This window comes from Aquimarina sp. I32.4 (assembly GCF_002924285.1).
Lineage (GTDB): Bacteria > Bacteroidota > Bacteroidia > Flavobacteriales > Flavobacteriaceae > Aquimarina.
This window is the reverse complement of record NZ_PGUB01000026.1, coordinates 16,220-34,851: the sequence shown is the minus strand read 5'-3', so window position 1 is coordinate 34,851 and position 18,632 is coordinate 16,220. Positions and strand designations below refer to the sequence as shown.

12 protein-coding genes are annotated in these 18,632 nt (G+C 34.3%); 6 read left to right on the top strand and 6 right to left on the bottom strand.

What is annotated here, in order from left to right:
* Window positions 1–245 precede the first annotated feature (245 nt).
* Window positions 246–3,458, top strand: coding sequence for a M14 family zinc carboxypeptidase (locus tag CVD18_RS07980; RefSeq protein ID WP_103864916.1), 3,213 nt, complete (start codon window positions 246–248; stop codon window positions 3,456–3,458).
* A 253-nt stretch (window positions 3,459–3,711) separates the two neighbouring features.
* On the opposite strand, the gene CVD18_RS07975 is transcribed toward CVD18_RS07980, so the two are convergent.
* Window positions 3,712–4,425: a 3'-5' exonuclease gene (locus CVD18_RS07975; RefSeq protein WP_103864915.1), complete on the bottom strand. Its 714-nt coding sequence runs from the start codon at window positions 4,423–4,425 to the stop codon at window positions 3,712–3,714.
* Entirely contained in the window at window positions 4,415–5,581 is a 1,167-nt protein-coding gene (locus tag CVD18_RS07970) for a serine hydrolase (RefSeq protein WP_103864914.1), read from the bottom strand. Before CVD18_RS07970 ends, CVD18_RS07975 begins: the two co-directional genes overlap by 11 nt.
* 238 nt (window positions 5,582–5,819) lie before the next feature.
* On the opposite strand from CVD18_RS07970, the gene CVD18_RS07965 reads away from it, so the two are divergent.
* The gene (locus tag CVD18_RS07965) at window positions 5,820–6,035 is read left to right on the top strand and encodes a VF530 family DNA-binding protein (RefSeq protein WP_103864913.1); all 216 of its coding nucleotides are present in this window, start codon (window positions 5,820–5,822) and stop codon (window positions 6,033–6,035) included.
* A gap of 133 nt (window positions 6,036–6,168) precedes the next feature.
* On the opposite strand, the gene CVD18_RS07960 is transcribed toward CVD18_RS07965, so the two are convergent.
* From CVD18_RS07960 to CVD18_RS07950, 3 genes are all read right to left on the bottom strand, one after another.
* A complete protein-coding gene (locus CVD18_RS07960; RefSeq protein ID WP_103864912.1) occupies window positions 6,169–9,630 on the bottom strand; it encodes a DUF5689 domain-containing protein in 3,462 nt (1,153 codons plus the stop codon).
* Between the two features lie 307 nt (window positions 9,631–9,937).
* Window positions 9,938–10,417, bottom strand: a complete 480-nt coding sequence (locus CVD18_RS07955; RefSeq protein ID WP_103864911.1) for a hypothetical protein — start codon at window positions 10,415–10,417, stop codon at window positions 9,938–9,940.
* A 156-nt stretch (window positions 10,418–10,573) separates the two neighbouring features.
* A complete protein-coding gene (locus CVD18_RS07950; protein ID WP_103864910.1) occupies window positions 10,574–11,548 on the bottom strand; it encodes an endonuclease in 975 nt (324 codons plus the stop codon).
* A gap of 124 nt (window positions 11,549–11,672) precedes the next feature.
* On the opposite strand from CVD18_RS07950, the gene hflX reads away from it, so the two are divergent.
* Entirely contained in the window at window positions 11,673–12,881 is a 1,209-nt protein-coding gene (hflX, locus tag CVD18_RS07945) for a GTPase HflX (RefSeq protein WP_103864909.1), read from the top strand.
* A 9-nt stretch (window positions 12,882–12,890) separates the two neighbouring features.
* On the opposite strand, the gene CVD18_RS07940 is transcribed toward hflX, so the two are convergent.
* A complete protein-coding gene (locus CVD18_RS07940) occupies window positions 12,891–13,919 on the bottom strand; it encodes a DUF3078 domain-containing protein (RefSeq protein WP_233194504.1) in 1,029 nt (342 codons plus the stop codon).
* A 285-nt stretch (window positions 13,920–14,204) separates the two neighbouring features.
* Here CVD18_RS07940 and CVD18_RS07935 point away from each other — a divergent pair, with 285 nt between their 5' ends.
* From CVD18_RS07935 to CVD18_RS07925, 3 genes are all read left to right on the top strand, one after another.
* Window positions 14,205–14,789: a hypothetical protein gene (locus CVD18_RS07935; protein WP_146052732.1), complete on the top strand. Its 585-nt coding sequence runs from the start codon at window positions 14,205–14,207 to the stop codon at window positions 14,787–14,789.
* A gap of 92 nt (window positions 14,790–14,881) precedes the next feature.
* Window positions 14,882–15,211: a dienelactone hydrolase family protein gene (locus CVD18_RS07930; RefSeq protein WP_103864907.1), complete on the top strand. Its 330-nt coding sequence runs from the start codon at window positions 14,882–14,884 to the stop codon at window positions 15,209–15,211.
* Between the two features lie 114 nt (window positions 15,212–15,325).
* On the top strand, window positions 15,326–18,592 hold the full coding sequence (locus CVD18_RS07925; RefSeq protein WP_103864906.1) for a S41 family peptidase: 3,267 nt from the start codon (window positions 15,326–15,328) through the stop codon (window positions 18,590–18,592).
* Window positions 18,593–18,632: the final 40 nt, after the last annotated feature.

Here is an 18,632-nt window from a genome sequence, read left to right as displayed (position 1 = left end):
ACCTCTTTAGGTAGCCTTTTTCTTAATTTACTATTCGTTTGGCTTTTCTATTTTCGATAAACATCAAAAAAAAGTACTCTTCATTTATTCGTTCTTTGATATATCAATAATACATTTCTTCAGAATTATTATAACTCCATAATTCTGATATCATAACCAACCTTTCCTTAATTCGTAAGAACCAACTATATTTTTCTATCCCAGATATATAACACCCAAAAATCTAACTCTAAAACTCAACACTAATGAAAACACACATTTATCTACAAAAATCTTTTATTCAATGGACATCTATTCTTTTTTTTCTATGTAGTACATCCATTATCCAAGCACAAGAAAAATATTATCGGGTTATCTTTGACACAGATAAAGAACAACTAGAATCTCTACATACAAAAGGGATTGAAATTGACCATTTTCATTATGAAAACGGAAAAGCTACTGCAGAGATTTCTCATAGCGACCTTAAGCTACTCAGAAAAAACAACGTTAAATTTAAAATCAAGATTCGTAACCTCTCCAAGAGAATTCCTAAAATAAATAGACGAATAGATAACAAAAATGCTCGCAAAGCGAGTAAATCACATATACAACAAGTACAAGTCCCAACTCCTCAAAATTTTAATTTAGGAAGTATGGGGGGCTTTCATACCAATACTGAAGCAATTGCAGCGCTAGACAAAATGAGGCAACTACATCCTCAACTTATCACAGCTAAATCATCTATAGGGACTACCATAGAAGGCAGAGCTATTTACATGGTCAAAATAAGTGATAACGCAGATACCGATGAAAATGAAGATGAAATGCTATACACTTCTATTCATCATGCTAGAGAACCAATAGGTCTTTCTCAAAACCTATTTTATATGTGGTATTTATTAGAAAATTATGCTACTGATCCTGAAATCAAAATACTGGTCGACAATACCGAATTATATTTCATACCTATCATTAATCCTGATGGATACATCCACAATCAACAAACAAATCCTAATGGTGGAGGATATTGGAGAAAAAACAGACGAAACAACGGAGGTACCTATGGTATTGATTTAAACCGAAACTACGGCTATCAATGGGCTGCCCCTGGGGGATCTTCTTCTAATCCTGGTAGCGATACATATCACGGGCCTTCAAAATTCTCAGAGCCTGAAACACAAGCTATGAGAGATTTTACAAATCAGCATAATTTTGTTGCCGCGCTCAACTACCATTCTTTTAGCAATCTTTTGATTCATCCATGGGGGTATAAAGCAAATACTTTTACTCCCGATCAAGATACTTTTGTCAAGATGTGTGTGTATATGACAGAAGAAAACTCATATACCTACGGAACACCAAATCAAACCGTACAATATACTGCTGGAGGAAGCTCAGATGACTGGATGTATGGTGAACAAGGTACCAAACCTAAGATATTTGCGATGACTCCAGAAGTTGGATCGTCTAACGATGGATTCTGGCCTGCTTCTAGCAGAATTATCCCCCTATGTAATGAAGTATACCCTTTTAACATCAAAATAATGAGAATGGCAACTACCTACGCAAAGGTAACACCTACCTCAACCAATCAAACTATTACCAATTTATCAGGAAATATCCAGTATTCTATAAAACGTTTTAGTCTAGAGCAAGCCAACTGGAGTGTAAATTTATCTTCAAACTCATCTCATATCGCTTCTTTTGGAGCACCTAAACAGTACAACAACTTACTCCTTCTAGGAACTGACACTGGAGCTATAAATTTTGAACTAAAGCCCACTACTCCTTCTGGAACTCAAATTCCTATAACAATCACAGTAAATAACGGCTCATGGCAATATACGACTGATGTTACGATAACTTATAATGGTAGCTCTACATGCACAGCAACCATACCTACAGGAGTATCCTCTTCTGCTGTTGGTTCTGATACTGCTACCATTGGATGGACTACTGTACCTGCAGCTTCTTATGACCTGAGATATAGACAAACTGGAACGACAACATGGACTACCGTAGCTGCAACAACTTCTTCTCATGTAATTAACGGATTGTCTCCTACAACATCTTATGAAGCACAGGTAAGAAGTAAATGTAGTGATGGCACAACTTCTAACTATAGTGCTTCAACTAACTTTACTACAACCGATGTACAGCTAAACTACTGTAACTCGAATGGACAAAACACTTCTGACGAATACATCAGTAATGTAAAATTAGGAACTATAAATAAAACATCTGGTGCTGGAACTGGAGGGTATAGTGATTTTACCGCAGAATCTACAACACTTGCAAGTTCTAATACGATTACCATTACTCCTACTTGGAGTGGAACAACCTACAATGAAGGGTATAGTGTATGGATTGATTATAACCAAGATGGAGATTTTGCTGACCCAGGTGAGCAAGTATGGTCTAAAGCTCCCTCTAAAACAACTCCTGTAAGCGGAACTTTTACCGTGCCTGCAACTGCAAAAACAGGAAATACCAGAATGAGAGTAGCTATGAAATATAATGCAGTACCTAATCCTTGTGAAGCTTTTCAATATGGAGAAGTAGAAGATTATACCGTAATCATTGGTGGATCTGGAGGAGATACTCAAGCTCCTTCTGCTCCAACAGCATTGGCTGCTGCTAATATTACTGATTCTTCTCTTTCTCTATCATGGAATGCCGCTACCGATAATGTAGGGGTTACTGGATATGATGTATATCAAGGTAATATTATTGCTACATCAGTAACTACAACATCAGCTAATATCACAGGTTTAACAGCAAATACAACGTATCAGTTTAGTGTTAAAGTAAAGGATGCCGCAGGAAACCAATCTGCAGCTAGCAATACAATTAGCGCAACTACAACTGGGGTGCCTTCTACATATGAAGTAAAACTCAGAATTACTTTTGATAAGTACCCACAGGAAACAAGCTGGGAAATTAAAAATGCTAGTAATCAAGTAGTACACTCTGGAGGAACTTATGGATCGCAGCCTGATGGATCAACTTTGAATATTACTAAAACACTCGATGCTGGATGTTATACCCTAGTATTCAAAGATTCTTTTGGTGATGGGATTTGCTGTTCTTATGGGAATGGATCTTATGAACTGACCAATGTAGCTTCTGGAACCGTATTAGCTTCTGGAAGAAACTTTACCTCTCAAGATACTTCTAACTTCTGCATTGATGCAAATCCAGCATTACGTAATACAGGTTCAAATATAAAAACAAGTACAAAACACACTACTCTGTTTGATATCTATCCTAACCCTACAAAAGGCTATATAACCATTGTAATGGAGAAGTCTGAGAGAGCAAACTATACGATTACTAATAAAGCTGGTCAACTAATACATAAAGGATATGTATCTGGAAACAAAATTGAATTAAACAATCTACCTGCAGGAATGTATTTTGTATCGGTTACTTCTGGAAATAAGACGTATACAAAAAAAATAATTTTACAGAAATAAATTTTTAAAACTAAACCAATACCATTTACACTTTGAATTTACCGCAATAAAATTCTCTTTTTCGCCTATGCTTCAGAATAAAAATTAACCGTAGCTATAGCTATGCTAACTTTTTCTTCTTTGCATAAACAAAAAATAGCTGATTTTCTTTTTTTTACAGTAAATTCAAAGTATAACTGGTATAAACATATTAAAACGCCTTTCATTAAAATCTGAAAGGCGTTTTATATTTAGGCTTTATAAATTAATTAGTTTACACAGAAATCACCTCATCATCACTCAATAATTCTTCTTGTCGCATTCTTAATAAAATCTGCGCAACAGCAACGGTATCTTTTTCACAATAGATAATAATACGATCGATATCTTGATCTTTATAAAAAACTTCTCGCACTTGGCTACCATCTATATCATCTTTGGGAGAAGGAATTCCTAAAATTCCCGTAAGCAACTTTAATGAAGTATAATGTTTATAGTCACCAAATTTCCATAAATCTAGCGTATCCAAATGTGAAACTTCCCATGGTTTTTTACCAAAAAGATTGAGTTTATGAGGCAAAGCAATAGAGTGAATAATCATTCTACGAGCTATATACGGAAAATCAAACTCTTTACCATTATGAGCACAAAGCAAATGATGAGGTCTTCCAAAATGGGTTTCTAGTAAGTTTTTAAAATCTATTAATAACTGTTTTTCTTCTCCATAAAATGATTTAGTTCTAAAGGATCTCATTTCTCCTTTGAAAGCAAAATACCCTACTGAGATACATACTATTTTACCAAATTCTGCCCATATTCCTGCTCTTTCATAAAACTCTTCTGGAGAAAATTCATCTTTGCGTTGATATTTGGTCTTATCAGCCCATAGATACTTCATCTCTTCGCTTAGCTCTTCATAATCCATGTGCTCAGGAACAGTTTCTATATCTAGAAATAAAATATGTTCGAGATTGAGTTTATGAAGCATCTTCTATCATTTTATAAGCTTCTTCAATATATATATAAAAATCCTCTGTAAAACTTTTCCCTAGAGGGAACTTTCCTCTATTATGTCCTAATCTTACAATTACTAAATTATCTTCGGGAATACATATTACATATTGTCCCAAAATACCACGCATAGCAAAAATGCGTTTATTCATATGATTAGATAACCATAATCCATATCCATACATAGATCCATTCTCGAATTTTGGTCTCGTTGCTATCTCGACAAACTCTTCAGGCAATATTCGTTTTCCAGCAAATACTCCTTTATTTTTAAACAATGTTCCAAAGCGAGCAAAATCTCTTGCATTACTTGCAATGCAGCAATATGCTTTTTCCATTCCACTATCTTCACTATCCAATTGCCATAGAGCTTCATGTTCCATCCCCATAGGTTTCCAAAAACTTTCACTTAGATATGCAGATAGTGTTTTTCCTGTAGCTTTTTCTACAACCATACCTAATAATTGTGTATTCCCACTCAAGTATTCATATTCTTGTCCTGGCTCATTAACTATATTTAATCCTAACATCACGTTTCTGATATTTGGATCATAATACGCTCTTGCTGTAATAGAAAACGGATTGGTATAATGTTCTATCCAATCTAATCCCGATGACATTGAAGAAAGATCTCCAACAGTAGTTTTTGCGGCAAGTCCTTGAGAAAATTCAGGAAAAAAATCACTTAATGGCTGGTCCAGACTTTTTATGTATCCATCCATTATAGCTTTTCCTAACATGGCCGTCACAATACTTTTTGCCATAGAAAAAGAATTGGTTTTAGAGTCTTTGCTATAACCTTCTGCATACTTCTCATACCAAATACTATCATTTTTTATAATCATAAAAGCAACAGTACCTAACTGCTCATTGGTTACACTCAACCTATCTGTAGCTTTTGTTTTATTATAGTCATGATGTAATGCCCAAGGTATTGCAGTATCTCCTTTTTCTATGGTGTGATTATCAAAATAAGAGTAATCATCAATATAAGCAGTTGTATGACCAGTCATATATACAACTCTTATTCCTTTAAGAATATAGTCATAATCAAAAATATATAATAGCGCTATACAGAGCAGGATCAATGCAAGAAGCCCTTTTACAAAAAGTTTAAGTATTCGTTTAATCATTTTTAAAGATTGTTTTGTAGTACTTTGCTATAGTATGTTTCTTATAAAGTAAATCATACAAAAGAACAGTATGAAATCTAGCAAATTACTTATGTCATTACAGATATAGCTAATGTAAGAAAATTAATCCCATTTTTAAGAAGCGATTATCCTTTACCTATCCAGAGACAATAATCATAACCCTTTATGTATCTTTGTAAACAAAATATGTAGATCATAAAACATAGCAAAGAAGGATATGCAAGAACAACCTAATAACCCATTGCATGGTATAAAGCTAGCTAATATTGTAGAACATTTGGTAGTGCAATATGGGTGGAAAGAATTAGGTGTACTAATTAATATTCAATGTTTTCAAAATAACCCTTCTATCAAATCCAGCCTTAAATTTTTGCGTAGAACCCCATGGGCAAGAGAAAAAGTAGAGAAATTATATCTCAAGTCTATTAAGTAAAATAACGTATTCAAAAAGTATTGATTTTATAAATTGTCAGTCAGAGCCTGTCGAATACTACTTAAGAACCATTAGGTTAAAAATTCGACAGGCTTAATTGACATTTTTTTTATTTAGCAAAACACTTTGACACTTAATTTTTCATTACCTTTTTAGTGACATTTAAAACCCCATTAGCATTGGACATGTGAACTATATAAAATCCTTTTGGGTATAGATTCATATCAATAGATATTATAGATTTTCCAATATTGAGCTTCATTGTTTGGGCATATATTGTTTTACCTGTTATATCTGTTATAGAAATAGTTACATCACCTTGCGTAAAAGTATTAATCTCTACAGATAATTCTTCTTCAACAGGATTAGGAGAAAGCAAAATATGAGCTTCTTCTAAACCAAAATCACTACTAAGTAATTCACTCTCTAGAGCGGTAGGCTTTTTGGAAGAAATATTGGTAACACTCTTGTTATTAGCAATACGCTCACCCGATTCAATACACATAATTGCATCAAGATCATACCCATCTGCAAACCAAGGAAAAGAATCTTTATCACTAGTATCTACCACCTTGATATATTTTGCAGAACGTAAATTACCTGTAGCAAGATCAAATTCTCCGTCCTGACAAGTAGTTCCCAAAGAAACAAATTCTACACCATCCTTTGATGCAAATACTTCTGCCGATTCAGGATAGTATTCACATGAAACATCATCTAAAAAGCCTGTTGACTCAAATACGATAAATTCATTGGCCTCTGGGTTATCAAAAATTTCATTATCCAATTTTAAAGTAATCGCTCCACCAAACCCAAGGCTTACAAAATTAAAGTATCTTCTTTCCTGTGGAGTACCTATACTATTTTTGGCTTTCCCCCTAAGCCATGATATCTCACGCCCATCTCTTCTTTTTCCTTGATCAAAAGCTACTACCGATGCGACCATACATTGATTTTCTACAAATTGCGGTGTAAGTAAAAACCGCGCAGAAACCGGTAAATGATCTGAGGTGGTGAATGCATAATCATTATCATATACCTCATAATGAACCGTCACAGAGTTTGCTATATAAGCACTATCAAGCTCGTTGGTTATTGCAATATGATCGATCATATTTTCTCTAAAAACAAAAGACCTCAAACCTGCATCGCTTAATGCAGAAGATACAATACTATAATTCACAGTATCGTCTACGTATGCCTGAAAACTTGAAATAGTAGAAGGAATATCTGCAACAGTCTGATCAACATCATCATTATAATCCCCTAAAAGAATAACCTTATTATTTGCAAAATTAGTATCTAAAGAGTCTTTTAATACCTCTACATCATACCTACGCATATCATATCGATTCTGAGCACCAGAGCCTCTATTTGCCCTGGCATGCAATGCAATTAGATCCATGCGTTCTGTTACTCCATTGATAGTAATATCTGCTGTCATTAAGAAAGGTACTCTTCCGCTGGCATAAAAACGTGATGGTTCACTAGGATAATCAACAAGGGCCGATGCATCTCCTCCGTTATATAGAGGATGGATAGATGTAAACATCGCTCTTGTTTCTATTACTGAAACTGTTTTTGTATTATAAATAAATCCTAGCTTTTGTGATACTCCACCAGAACCTGGGCGAGAAACAGCATCAGAAAGAATATAATCATACCCTGGTAATAAACTCACTAATTCTGCAAACAAAGTATCATCTGCGATTTCCTCTACTGCGTATACATCTGCATTCAATTTTTTGAGTACAGTCGCTGTACTATCCCTCTGAATAGCATCAGAAAGAGGGTTTTGCCCTACTGGTGAATTGTTTTCATCGCCAAACCATTCTATATTCCAAGCAACAACATCAAAAGTATCTTCTTTGGGGTAACCCACTGTATCTCCTGGAGGAATAAACTCTACTGCACAGGGTATATCTGAGGATTGTCTAGGTAGTAATTGAAAAAAACCTCTATACCTTCCTACTACTCCAGTAATTTCTGAACAGGTAACAGGTTGTTCTTTTCCTACAACAGAAGCCACATCATTATCAATACGCAATTGTCCACTCCCACTTGTATCAGTAAGTGTAAAATTAGAATTCCCAAATAGAATATCTCCTGGATTAGGAAAAGCAGGTTGTAACACTCTAACTAATTCGCCAGGGTGATTAGCAAGTGCTGCCAAAGTAATATCTATTGGGGTTATTGGATTTTGTGGCAGACCATTATGCACAACTTCTGTTACTGTACTAATCTGTATTTGGTCATTAAAAGCGGCTCTAATTCCTGTTATGGTAACAGAGTCTCCAACTTTCAAAGCTGCATTGGCTTGAATCTGATCATCAAAAATAGCGATACCTCCTGTCTCATCTTGTATAAATGCTGGCCCTCTAAAACTATCTGTAACTGTAAGCACTCCTGTAATTGTTACAGCTGTACCTACTACTGTTGCCCTAGCTTCTCTAATACTAATAGGGTCACCAGGAATCACAATTACACCTTGATTACTGGCTCCAGGAGTTGGCATCTTTGCTTCATAAGAAGAAGTATTACGCGTTCCTCCTTCTCCATTAGGAATACGTTGTAATGATTCTTTATCCTTATTACCATTTACCCCTTCATTTACCTGTGGCTGATTAGGGTTCAGTAATACCAATAACTCCATATCGTCAGCATCATTGGTATCATATACAATTGCATCAATTATATTCCCTGTAATAACAGGAGTCCCATTAGGAAAATTAGTCGCCTCTCCAAAATACAAAACTACCGCATCTGCTCCATTTTGAAATGTATTACCTGGAACCACCAAATCAACATTGGTTACACCAACATTACCAATTACAAAATATCCTTGTGCATTTGTAGAAAACCCATCTAGATCAATGGCATTGTAACTGGCATTATTACTTCCATTATAATTTACCAATACATAACTATCTAGTGGTGTATTCCCTACACCACCATCATACAATTCTACAAATTCTAATGTATCAGAACCTTGAGTATCTGCATCAATTTCATTAATCACAAGCATAGCCAAAGAAGCTTCAAACGTTTGATTTGTATTTACAGCTCCATACGTATTTGTAGTAGTGGCTTCCCACACAAATGCTGTAGCATCGGTTCCTGTTCCTGATAATTGTAGAGAGCCACCTACAGGAGTATTACTGGATTCTGACACACCAATATCTGTACTTGTCAATCCTAAAGCTGGACCGCCTATTGGGGTGATTACTCCCTCATAACTCAAAAACTGAACAACTGTATTAGTCGCATCAACCAATGCAATCCCGTCAGGAGAGCCATTTTGCAATCCATTGGCAGGAAGTATTTTTACTATGGTTCCAAAACCATTTTGTTGATCTGTAATCACTCCCGAAATAGAAATTGTATTATATACAGAACTATTTGATCCGTTATACAAAACAAGACTCCAACCAGTAAGATCTGTTCCAGCTGTTCCCGCAATTTCAATTGCTTCTTCTACATCTGTACTTGAGTTATCGTAGTGTATCTCATTAATAAATACAGATTGTGCAAACCCATTTTGAATCCCTATAAGATAAAAGACAACCAATGGAATTAAGAGTAGTTTTAACTTCATGACTTTTTGATTTATGTGTGTAATTTTTTGAATAGTGTTAAGATAGAACGTTATCAAAACAATGTCTGTCTTCGAATGTTAAAAAAAGTTTATCATTACTTCTTTATAAAAAATATGCCCTTAGAAACTTTATTGTCCAAGAGCTGATAAATTGTTTCTTCACTCTTATTAAAGATACAATTTAAAACCTTAAAAAACCAAAGAAACTATATTTTACCACCTATATAACAATCAGTTGCACACCAACTTTGTTACATAAAAAAGGCACCTCATACGAGGTGCCTTTCTATACCAATATCTATTGATTTTAATTATTCACAGTTATCGTTTTCCATTGGCGACTATAGGTTGCTCCTGTGTTTTTATTATACATCTGAAAACCTATTCTCCACTTAGCAGTATTTCCATTTCCAAAAGTTGGAAACTTTGCTGTTACCGTACTAGGTTTATCATTATAGGTATGTTTATGTATCCATTTTCCATTTTTACGTACTTGGAAACGCACTTTGAATCGTCTTAAATGGCTTGCCACGGCATTTTGTTCTGCTTGAGGTATAATCACACTATACACCTCATTTTCGTATGCATTGATATTCGCATTACCATATACTCCCGCAGGCCATCCAATACCAATCACTGCTTTTGCAGCAGCATTATCAATAATTTCGACTTCGGTTTTTTCTGACACTAATGTTTCATCGGTTTCAGAAAGATCATTTTTACTACAGGAAAACAATAATAGCCCCGTACATAAAAAAACTAGTTTTCTTAAATTTTGTGTTTTCATATTCAAAAAAGTTATTTGTTCGTTTGACGAATATAGAAGGTGCTTAAATCAAAGAAGTCCGAAAAGATTGAAATTCAATCTTTTCGGACTATTTCTAGGGCTTTTACCTGTTTTCTGCCCCGTTAAACACCTTATAAGAATTAAGGTAGAAGCTATCTATCCATTATGTTTCACTCTTACATATACAGGAAAATGATCACTATACCCACCTGTATATTTTTTACCAGAATACGTTCTAAAAGGAGTTCCCTTATAACGGCCTTTATAAATTTTAAGAAAATCTTTATCAAAGATACCAGCATCAGAAAAACTGTGTTTCTCTTTCTCATACCTATGAAAATTATAACTGAAGATAATCTGATCAAAGAGATTCCACTGACTTCTATAACTAGTACTCCCTCGATAACGGGTATGTAGTTTTTCCATCGGATTAAAAAGATCATTTTGTACCAAATGTTTTTTGACGCTTTCACTAAAAGGATCATCATTAAAATCTCCCATAATAATAATTTTCGCCTCAGGATCCTGATCTGTGATCTGATCTATAACTTCTCTATTCTTTTGTGCTGCCACAATGCGTTTATAGCCAGTATCTTCTACTCCTGTGCGTCTGGATGGCCAGTGATTTATCAAAACATGAATCTCTTCTTTATTCAATATTCCTGTTACCCAAAGGATATCGCGGGTATAATCTCGCACTCCTTCATCATCATGTATCATTACAGAAATTGTTTCAGAATTTGTAACCTCAAAATATTGTTTCTGATACAACAGTGCTACATCAATACCTCGTTCATCAGGAGAGTTGTAATGTACAATACCGTATTCTTTTTGCTTGAGATGTTTTGAATCAACTAGGTCTTCCAGAACTTTTTTATTTTCTGCCTCTGCTACACCGATCAAAGCAGGGGCTTTCCTTGTTTTAGAAAATCCAATATTAGAAATAGCGGTACCAAGCTTCACTATTTTTTTTTCATATCTCTTACGATTCCACCTTTTTTCTGAGTCTGGCAAAAAATCATTATCCAGTGTTTTTGGGTCATCCTTGGTATCAAACAAGTTTTCCAGATTATAGAATGCTACCGTATAATGATTCGTATTCTTTTTTCTGAAATAAAATTTATTAGCCATAGTGTATAATTTTACAAGAAACCCCTTATATTGTTGATTCTTGAGTACGATAATTATCGTACTTTTGTACATTTGTTGTGAAGGCACAATATAATAAATTAAGATATAGAAGATCAGGTAGCTAATGTTAGAAAAGAAGGAAATAGCATACGAGAAAACAGTTTTGATAGGGATTGTCACCAAAAATCAGGATGCAGACAAGCTTGAAGAATTTTTGGATGAGTTAGAGTTTCTCACCTATACTGCTGGTGGTGAAGTCGTAAAGCGATTTACACAAAAAATGGATATGCCCAATTCTAAAACATTTATCGGAACTGGTAAAATGGAAGACGTGAGGGCTTATGTTGAACAACATGAAATAGGAACTGTTGTTTTTGATGATGAATTATCCCCTGCCCAACTACGTAATATTGAGCGTATTCTAAAAGCAAAAATCATTGACAGAACCAATTTGATACTTGATATTTTTGCACAACGTGCTCAAACAAGTTACGCTCGAACTCAGGTAGAATTGGCACAATATCAATATTTATTACCCAGATTGACTGGTCTGTGGACTCACTTAGAGAGGCAACGTGGAGGGATCGGTATGCGTGGACCAGGTGAAACAGAAATAGAAACTGACCGCCGTATTGTACGAGATCGCATATCATTATTAAAAAAGAAATTACTTACTATTGATAAACAAATGGCTACCCAACGAGGTAATCGCGGTAAGTTGGTTCGTGTAGCGCTGGTAGGATATACAAATGTTGGTAAATCTACATTGATGAATGTTATTGCCAAAAGTAAAGTTTTTGCAGAAAACAAACTTTTTGCAACACTGGATACCACTGTAAGAAAAGTGGTTATTGGCAATCTTCCTTTTCTGCTTAGTGATACCGTAGGTTTTATCAGAAAACTACCTACACAACTTGTAGAAAGTTTTAAAAGTACACTAGATGAAGTAAGAGAAGCTGACTTATTACTACATGTTGTTGATATTTCTCACCTTCAATTTGAAGATCATATAGAGTCTGTAAATAAAATTCTGAGAGAAATAGATTGTACAGACAAACCAACTATAATGGTTTTTAATAAAATTGATGCATATCAACATGAGACTATCGATACCGATGACCTAATTACAGAAAAAACAAAAGCACATTATACGCTAGAGGAATGGAAACAAACATGGATGAGTAAAATTGGTGACAATGCTCTTTTTATTTCGGCTATCAACAAAGAAAATATTGATGATTTCAGAAAACGAGTATACAAAGAAGTAAGAGATATCCATGTAACTCGTTTTCCTTATAATAACTTTTTGTACCCAGAAATTGTAGAGGAATAGAAATCAATATCAAAACTCATATTTAAGCCCCAAACCGATTACTTCTCGTATTTGAAATCCACTAGTAGCATTATCATCATAGATTGATTGAAAAACAAAACTACCTGTAATATATTCATTTACAAGTAAATTCACATTCAATGTATAATCAATATCTACATTGGCAGGATCTTCTATATAATTAGAATAGAGGTTCAACAACTGCTCTATGGTTACATTTTTTAACACAGTAACCTTAGCATATGCAGCTAGAGACCCCCCAAATTCAAATCTGGAGTTCTCACCCGTATCTACCCCAAAATAATCACCATCTTCATACTCTTCTCCTACAGTAAATTGATCATCTACAAATATCAAACGCGCAGTAACAGGTGCAATGTTAAAGTGTAGGTTATCACTTTTTTTCCACAATACTCCTGGTCCAATTTGTATAAATGCTGGAGAAAAGAAATGAGTTTCTTCTGTACGAATCGTTTCTTCTGTATCAGAATCTTTGGTAAATCGATATCCCTTTGCGAATTGAGATCTAAAATTCACAAACAAAGAATAGTTCCAAAAACTCTCTCCTATTCTTTGTCCCAACCTAGAATTAAACTCTATTCTATCATTTGTTTTTCGAGCAAAGCTCTCATCTTTCAAAAAAGTTAACCCGTAATCTGCAAGAACCTTATTATCCCATGTTAACGTTTTCTTTTTATAATTAAATTCAAAATTGAGCCCCGTATTCCCTGCAATATTTGATGTTCCCCCTCCTTGCCAATCATAATTAAATGCTGATTGATTGAACAGTAAAGAAAAATTAGCCTTGGTCTTCCAGCCTACCTTTTCTTTTTCTTTTGGTTTTTTTGGTGTAATTTCTTTGAGTTTCTTTTTCAGAACAATCATATTCAAGTCATTAGGTGTGCTTTTTAAAACGCTGTCTAAGGCACGTTTCAAATCTAACTGAATTGAATCAAGATATTTTACTTTTTCTTTTTCCTGCCCCGAAGTTTTAATAACTAGGAAAAGCAAGGAAATAGCTAAAAAAAATCTTTTCATTTGATCTTCTATTTCAGGGGTAGGATACAAAGATACGATATGCTCTTAGCTTTTTCAAATCAGAGATATTCATATCACAACACTTTGTGAAATTACTTTTCAATCAATCTGTATTTATTTACCTATTAACATAAACACTTCAATGCCATATTATTTGGCATATACATATGCTACTAATGTTAACCGTAGGTTAATGGATAACAATCTTTTAAAAAGAAAAGTTATTTAAGATATTTTTGAAATAACCTCTGTATAAGCTATCATTAATTAAGATTAGAAAAAACCATGAGACACCTAAAAACATTAATTTTATTTACTTGTTTTATGAGCATTTGTAAATTATCTTTTGCACAGTATGACAAAGATCTAGACATGTTTAATCATTATTCTGTTAAATTAGAGAATGACACAATAAATTATCACACTTATGCTAAAAGAAATATTGACTCTCTAACCACAATACTTCTTTACATCCAGGGTTCTAAGGCATACTCTTTATATCAGGTAAAAAGAGAAAAAGAGAAATCTTGGATAGGAACTACAGTACCTATAAAGCTTAAAAATATTCCCGATAATTACCTTTTTGTATTGATTTCTAAAAAAGGGATTCCGTTTTGCACCAAATTAGATGAGGATATTTCTGTTTCTGAATCATATTATAAAAACCAAACTCTTGACTACAGAACATTTCAAGCGGATCAGGTGATTAAAGATTTAACTAAAAGACATAAAAATCATTTAAAAAAAATCATTGCTCTTGGACATTCTGAAGGCAGTGATGTTATTGCTAAATTAGGAACCATAAATAACGATGTAACTATTTTGGGTATTGGTCTGGAGGTGGATACACTCAATTTCTTGAATTTATAACCTTTATTAGAAAAAAAGCAGACAAAAATCAAATAAGTGAGGAAGAAGCACAGATAGAAATAGACTCTCTTTTTAATACCTTTAAAGATATAATGAAACACCCTAATGCTACAGACAAATTTTGGGAAGGAAAAAACAATAGTTATAATAGATGGAGCCATTTTTCTGAACCTCCCATTGATAATTTATTACAGATTAACAAACCAATATTTGTTGCGATAGGAACAAAAGACCAAGCTGTACCAATAGAATCTACTTATTTAATACCTATTGAATTTATTAGGCACAAAAAAAATAACTTAACTTTCAAAACTTATCTCAATCTAGATCATGGATTTGGAAAAGAATTAAAAAACGGAAAGTTTGAAGAACATTGGAATGACATATTTAAAGATTTTTTAGAATGGGTAAATAAAGAATAATGTTTGCTAACTCTATATACACCTATAACAATCAATCTTCTTACTATTACATTTTGAGAAATTATAAGTCTTATTTAAAAACAACATTTATCAATCACAAAAAACAATTATAACATGAAAAATCTCGCAAAGAGTATTGCGCTATTTACCTTATTGTATCTTTTACCTAATCAAAATTATGGCCAATTGCCAGCAAAAATGATACAACACCCAGATGTTTCTAATTCTCATATATGTTTTACATATGCCGATGACCTCTGGATTGTAACAAAGCAAGGTGGTACTGCACATAGATTAACAACAAAACAAGGTCGGGAAATAACAGGAAAATTTTCTCCTGACGGAAAAACAATTGCATTCAATGCTAATTATGACGGGAATTTTGATATCTACACCATTCCTGTAACTGGGGGAATTCCTAAACGTATTACCACACATGGCATGCCTGATTATATCAAAGGATGGTCACCAGACGGTAAGTTTTTGATATATACCTCAGAAATGGAAAGTGGTAAGCAACGTTTCTCTAAGGCTTTTAAAATTTCTATTGGTGGAGGATTACCCCTTAGAATCCCTATCAGTAAAGTCGAAGAATTAGATCTGCACACCAATGGAACCCTTATTGCCATGACAGACAAATCTAGATTGTATAGAAATTGGAAACGATATAGAGGAGGAACAGCCGCAGACATTTATCTTTTTAACACAAAGACACTTACTTCTGAAAACATTACCAACAACAATGCAAATGATGAATTACCTATGTGGAATAATGATGACTTATTCTACCTCTCTGACAATGGTGCTTCTAAAAAATCTAATATCTGGCGATATAACCTGCAATCAAAACAGCATGAGCAGATAACATTCTTTACAGAGTATGATATAGAACGACCATCTATAGGAACATCAGAAATTGTTTTTGAAGCTGGTGGCACTTTATACCTACTTGATCTAGCATCAAAAAAGACCAAAGCCATATCAATTGATGTAGTTGGAGATTTTACCTCGCTAAAACCTCAGGTAAAGAAAGCAGAAAAATACATTCAAAGCGTTGGTATTTCACCAGATGGTAATAGAATTATTGTAGGTGCCAGAGGAGATATATTCTCTGTACCAAAAAAAGATGGAATTACTCATAATCTTACCCGCACCAGTGGAGTTGCAGAGCGATATCCTAGCTGGTCTCCTAGCGGAAGATATATTGCCTATTGGAGTGATAAGACAGGAGAATATGAGCTAATGATCAAAGACCTGAAGAACAATACCGAAAAACAGATTGCACAACAAGGGCAAGGGTTCAGGTATCAATTATTCTGGTCTCCAGATAGCAAAAAATTGGTCTTTATAGATCAAGAGATGCATATTAAACTAGCAAACATAACCACCAATACAATTACAGAAATAGATCAGGAGATACAATTGTTTCAAGACGGACTGTCTGATTTTTCTGTTAGTTGGTCAAATGACAGTAATTATATCACTTACGCCAACTCTCATAAAAACAACAACAAACAAATCATACTATATGATATTGTAAAGAAGAAAAAAAACATCCTAACTTCTGCTTTTTACTATGATGCAAACCCTGTTTTCTCTTCAGATAATCAGTATATCTATTGCAGTACAGATAGAGCTTTTGAGCCTGTTTATAGTGACTATGATAATAGCTGGATATATCCAAATGCAACAAAAATAGGAATCATTCCTCTTACTAAAGATGCTATCCATCCTATCGAATTAAAAAATGATGTTGTTGCTATAAATGAAGATTCTAAAAAGAAAGAAGCTACCAAGGATCAGAAAAAAGAAGACACAAAAGAAAAAGATCAGTCAATACAACCACTACGTGTAGATCTTGAGGGAATCGAATCAAGAATGATCATATTACCAGTTGAATTGGGTAACGGTGGACAATTAAGTGCTGCCAAGAATAAAATTATTTTCTTAAAACATCCCAGAACTGGTTCAAAAGATGAAAAATCAGTTTTAAAATATTATGATTTTGAAGAAGATAAAGAAGAAACCATACTCGATAATGTAGAAAACTACCAGCTTTCGTTTGATAAAAAAAGCATCTTGGTATTCAGTGAAGAAAAAATGGGGATTGTAGAAGTAGCCAAAGGTCAATCTATAAAAGACCCTATCGACACTTCTAAAATGGAAATGACTATTACTCCTAAAGAAGAATGGAAACAGATTTTTACTGATGCATGGCGTTTGGAAAGAGATTTTTTCTATGACAAAAAATTACATGGCTTGGATTGGGAGGCTATGAGGAAAAAATATGAACCTCTGGTTGAATATGCCGCAAGCAGAAATGATCTAAACAAAATCATTGGGTCACTGATAGCAGAGCTGAATGCCTCACATACCTATAGAGGGGGTGGCGATATGGTACATGCTTCTAATAAAAATATGGGGTATTTAGGTATCGATTGGGAAATGCATCAAGGGAAATACAGAATAAAAAAGATCATTACTCCTGCTTCTTGGGATACAGAAATAAAGTCTCCTTTGAGAAAACCTGGTATCTTGGTAAATGAGGGTGATTATATACTACAAGTTAACGGGATTGATTTATCAGAATATGTAGACCCTTATATTGCTCTAGAAGGAAAAGCCAATCAAACCGTAGAAATCACTGTAAGCAAAACCTCTGATGGTAAAAACAGTAAAAAATACCTTGTACAACCTATCAAAAGTGAAACAAGACTTAGAAATCTTGCATGGATAGAAAAAATGAGGAAGTATGTAGATGAAAAATCTGGAGGACGAATAGGTTACATATATGTACCGAGTACAGGAAGAGACGGGCAGGAAGAATTGGTAAGAATGTTCTATGCACAACATCATAAAGATGGATTAATCATTGATGAACGATTTAATAACGGAGGACAAATCCCTGATAGGTTTGTAGAGCTATTAAACCGTCCGTTATTGAGTTATTATAAGGTACGAGAAGGTCAGGATTGGGCATGGCCTCCTAAAGGACACTACGGACCAAAAGTGATGCTTATCAATGGATGGAGCGGTAGCGGTGGTGATGCTTTTCCTGATTATTTCAAGAAAAGAAAAATTGGACCTCTTATTGGTACACGAACTTGGGGAGGGCTTATCGGAATTTCTGGAGCTCCTGAACTAATTGATGGCGGGTATGTTACTGTCCCTACTTTTAGAATGTATAACCCCGATGGAACTTGGTTTGCAGAAGGTCATGGTGTCGAGCCTGATATTCATGTTCCTGAAAACCCAGGAGAAGATACCAAAGGAATCGATGTACAGCTAGATAGAGCTATTAGCGAGGTTATGAATCGACTCAAAGAAAAAGACAAAGAACCTAAGCAGGTTATTCCTTCTCCCGAGGATCGATCAAAATAGATGTATTTATTTAGTAAATCAATTCAATAAAACTGACACT

Excerpts from the sequence above, each read along its gene's own strand:
- CVD18_RS07940 (WP_233194504.1), bottom strand. The coding sequence starts at position 13,919 with ATGAAAAGATTTTTTTTAGCTATTTCCTTGCTTTTCCTAGTTATTAAA.
- CVD18_RS07935 (WP_146052732.1), top strand. The coding sequence starts at position 14,205 with ATGAGACACCTAAAAACATTAATTTTATTTACTTGTTTTATGAGCATT.
- CVD18_RS07980 (WP_103864916.1), top strand. The coding sequence starts at position 246 with ATGAAAACACACATTTATCTACAAAAATCTTTTATTCAATGGACATCT.
- CVD18_RS07955 (WP_103864911.1), bottom strand. The coding sequence starts at position 10,417 with ATGAAAACACAAAATTTAAGAAAACTAGTTTTTTTATGTACGGGGCTA.
- CVD18_RS07965 (WP_103864913.1), top strand. The coding sequence starts at position 5,820 with ATGCAAGAACAACCTAATAACCCATTGCATGGTATAAAGCTAGCTAAT.
- CVD18_RS07925 (WP_103864906.1), top strand. The coding sequence starts at position 15,326 with ATGAAAAATCTCGCAAAGAGTATTGCGCTATTTACCTTATTGTATCTT.
- CVD18_RS07975 (WP_103864915.1), bottom strand. The coding sequence starts at position 4,425 with ATGCTTCATAAACTCAATCTCGAACATATTTTATTTCTAGATATAGAA.
- CVD18_RS07930 (WP_103864907.1), top strand. The coding sequence starts at position 14,882 with ATGAAACACCCTAATGCTACAGACAAATTTTGGGAAGGAAAAAACAAT.
- CVD18_RS07950 (WP_103864910.1), bottom strand. The coding sequence starts at position 11,548 with ATGGCTAATAAATTTTATTTCAGAAAAAAGAATACGAATCATTATACG.
- hflX (WP_103864909.1), top strand. The coding sequence starts at position 11,673 with ATGTTAGAAAAGAAGGAAATAGCATACGAGAAAACAGTTTTGATAGGG.
- CVD18_RS07960 (WP_103864912.1), bottom strand. The coding sequence starts at position 9,630 with ATGAAGTTAAAACTACTCTTAATTCCATTGGTTGTCTTTTATCTTATA.
- CVD18_RS07970 (WP_103864914.1), bottom strand. The coding sequence starts at position 5,581 with ATGATTAAACGAATACTTAAACTTTTTGTAAAAGGGCTTCTTGCATTG.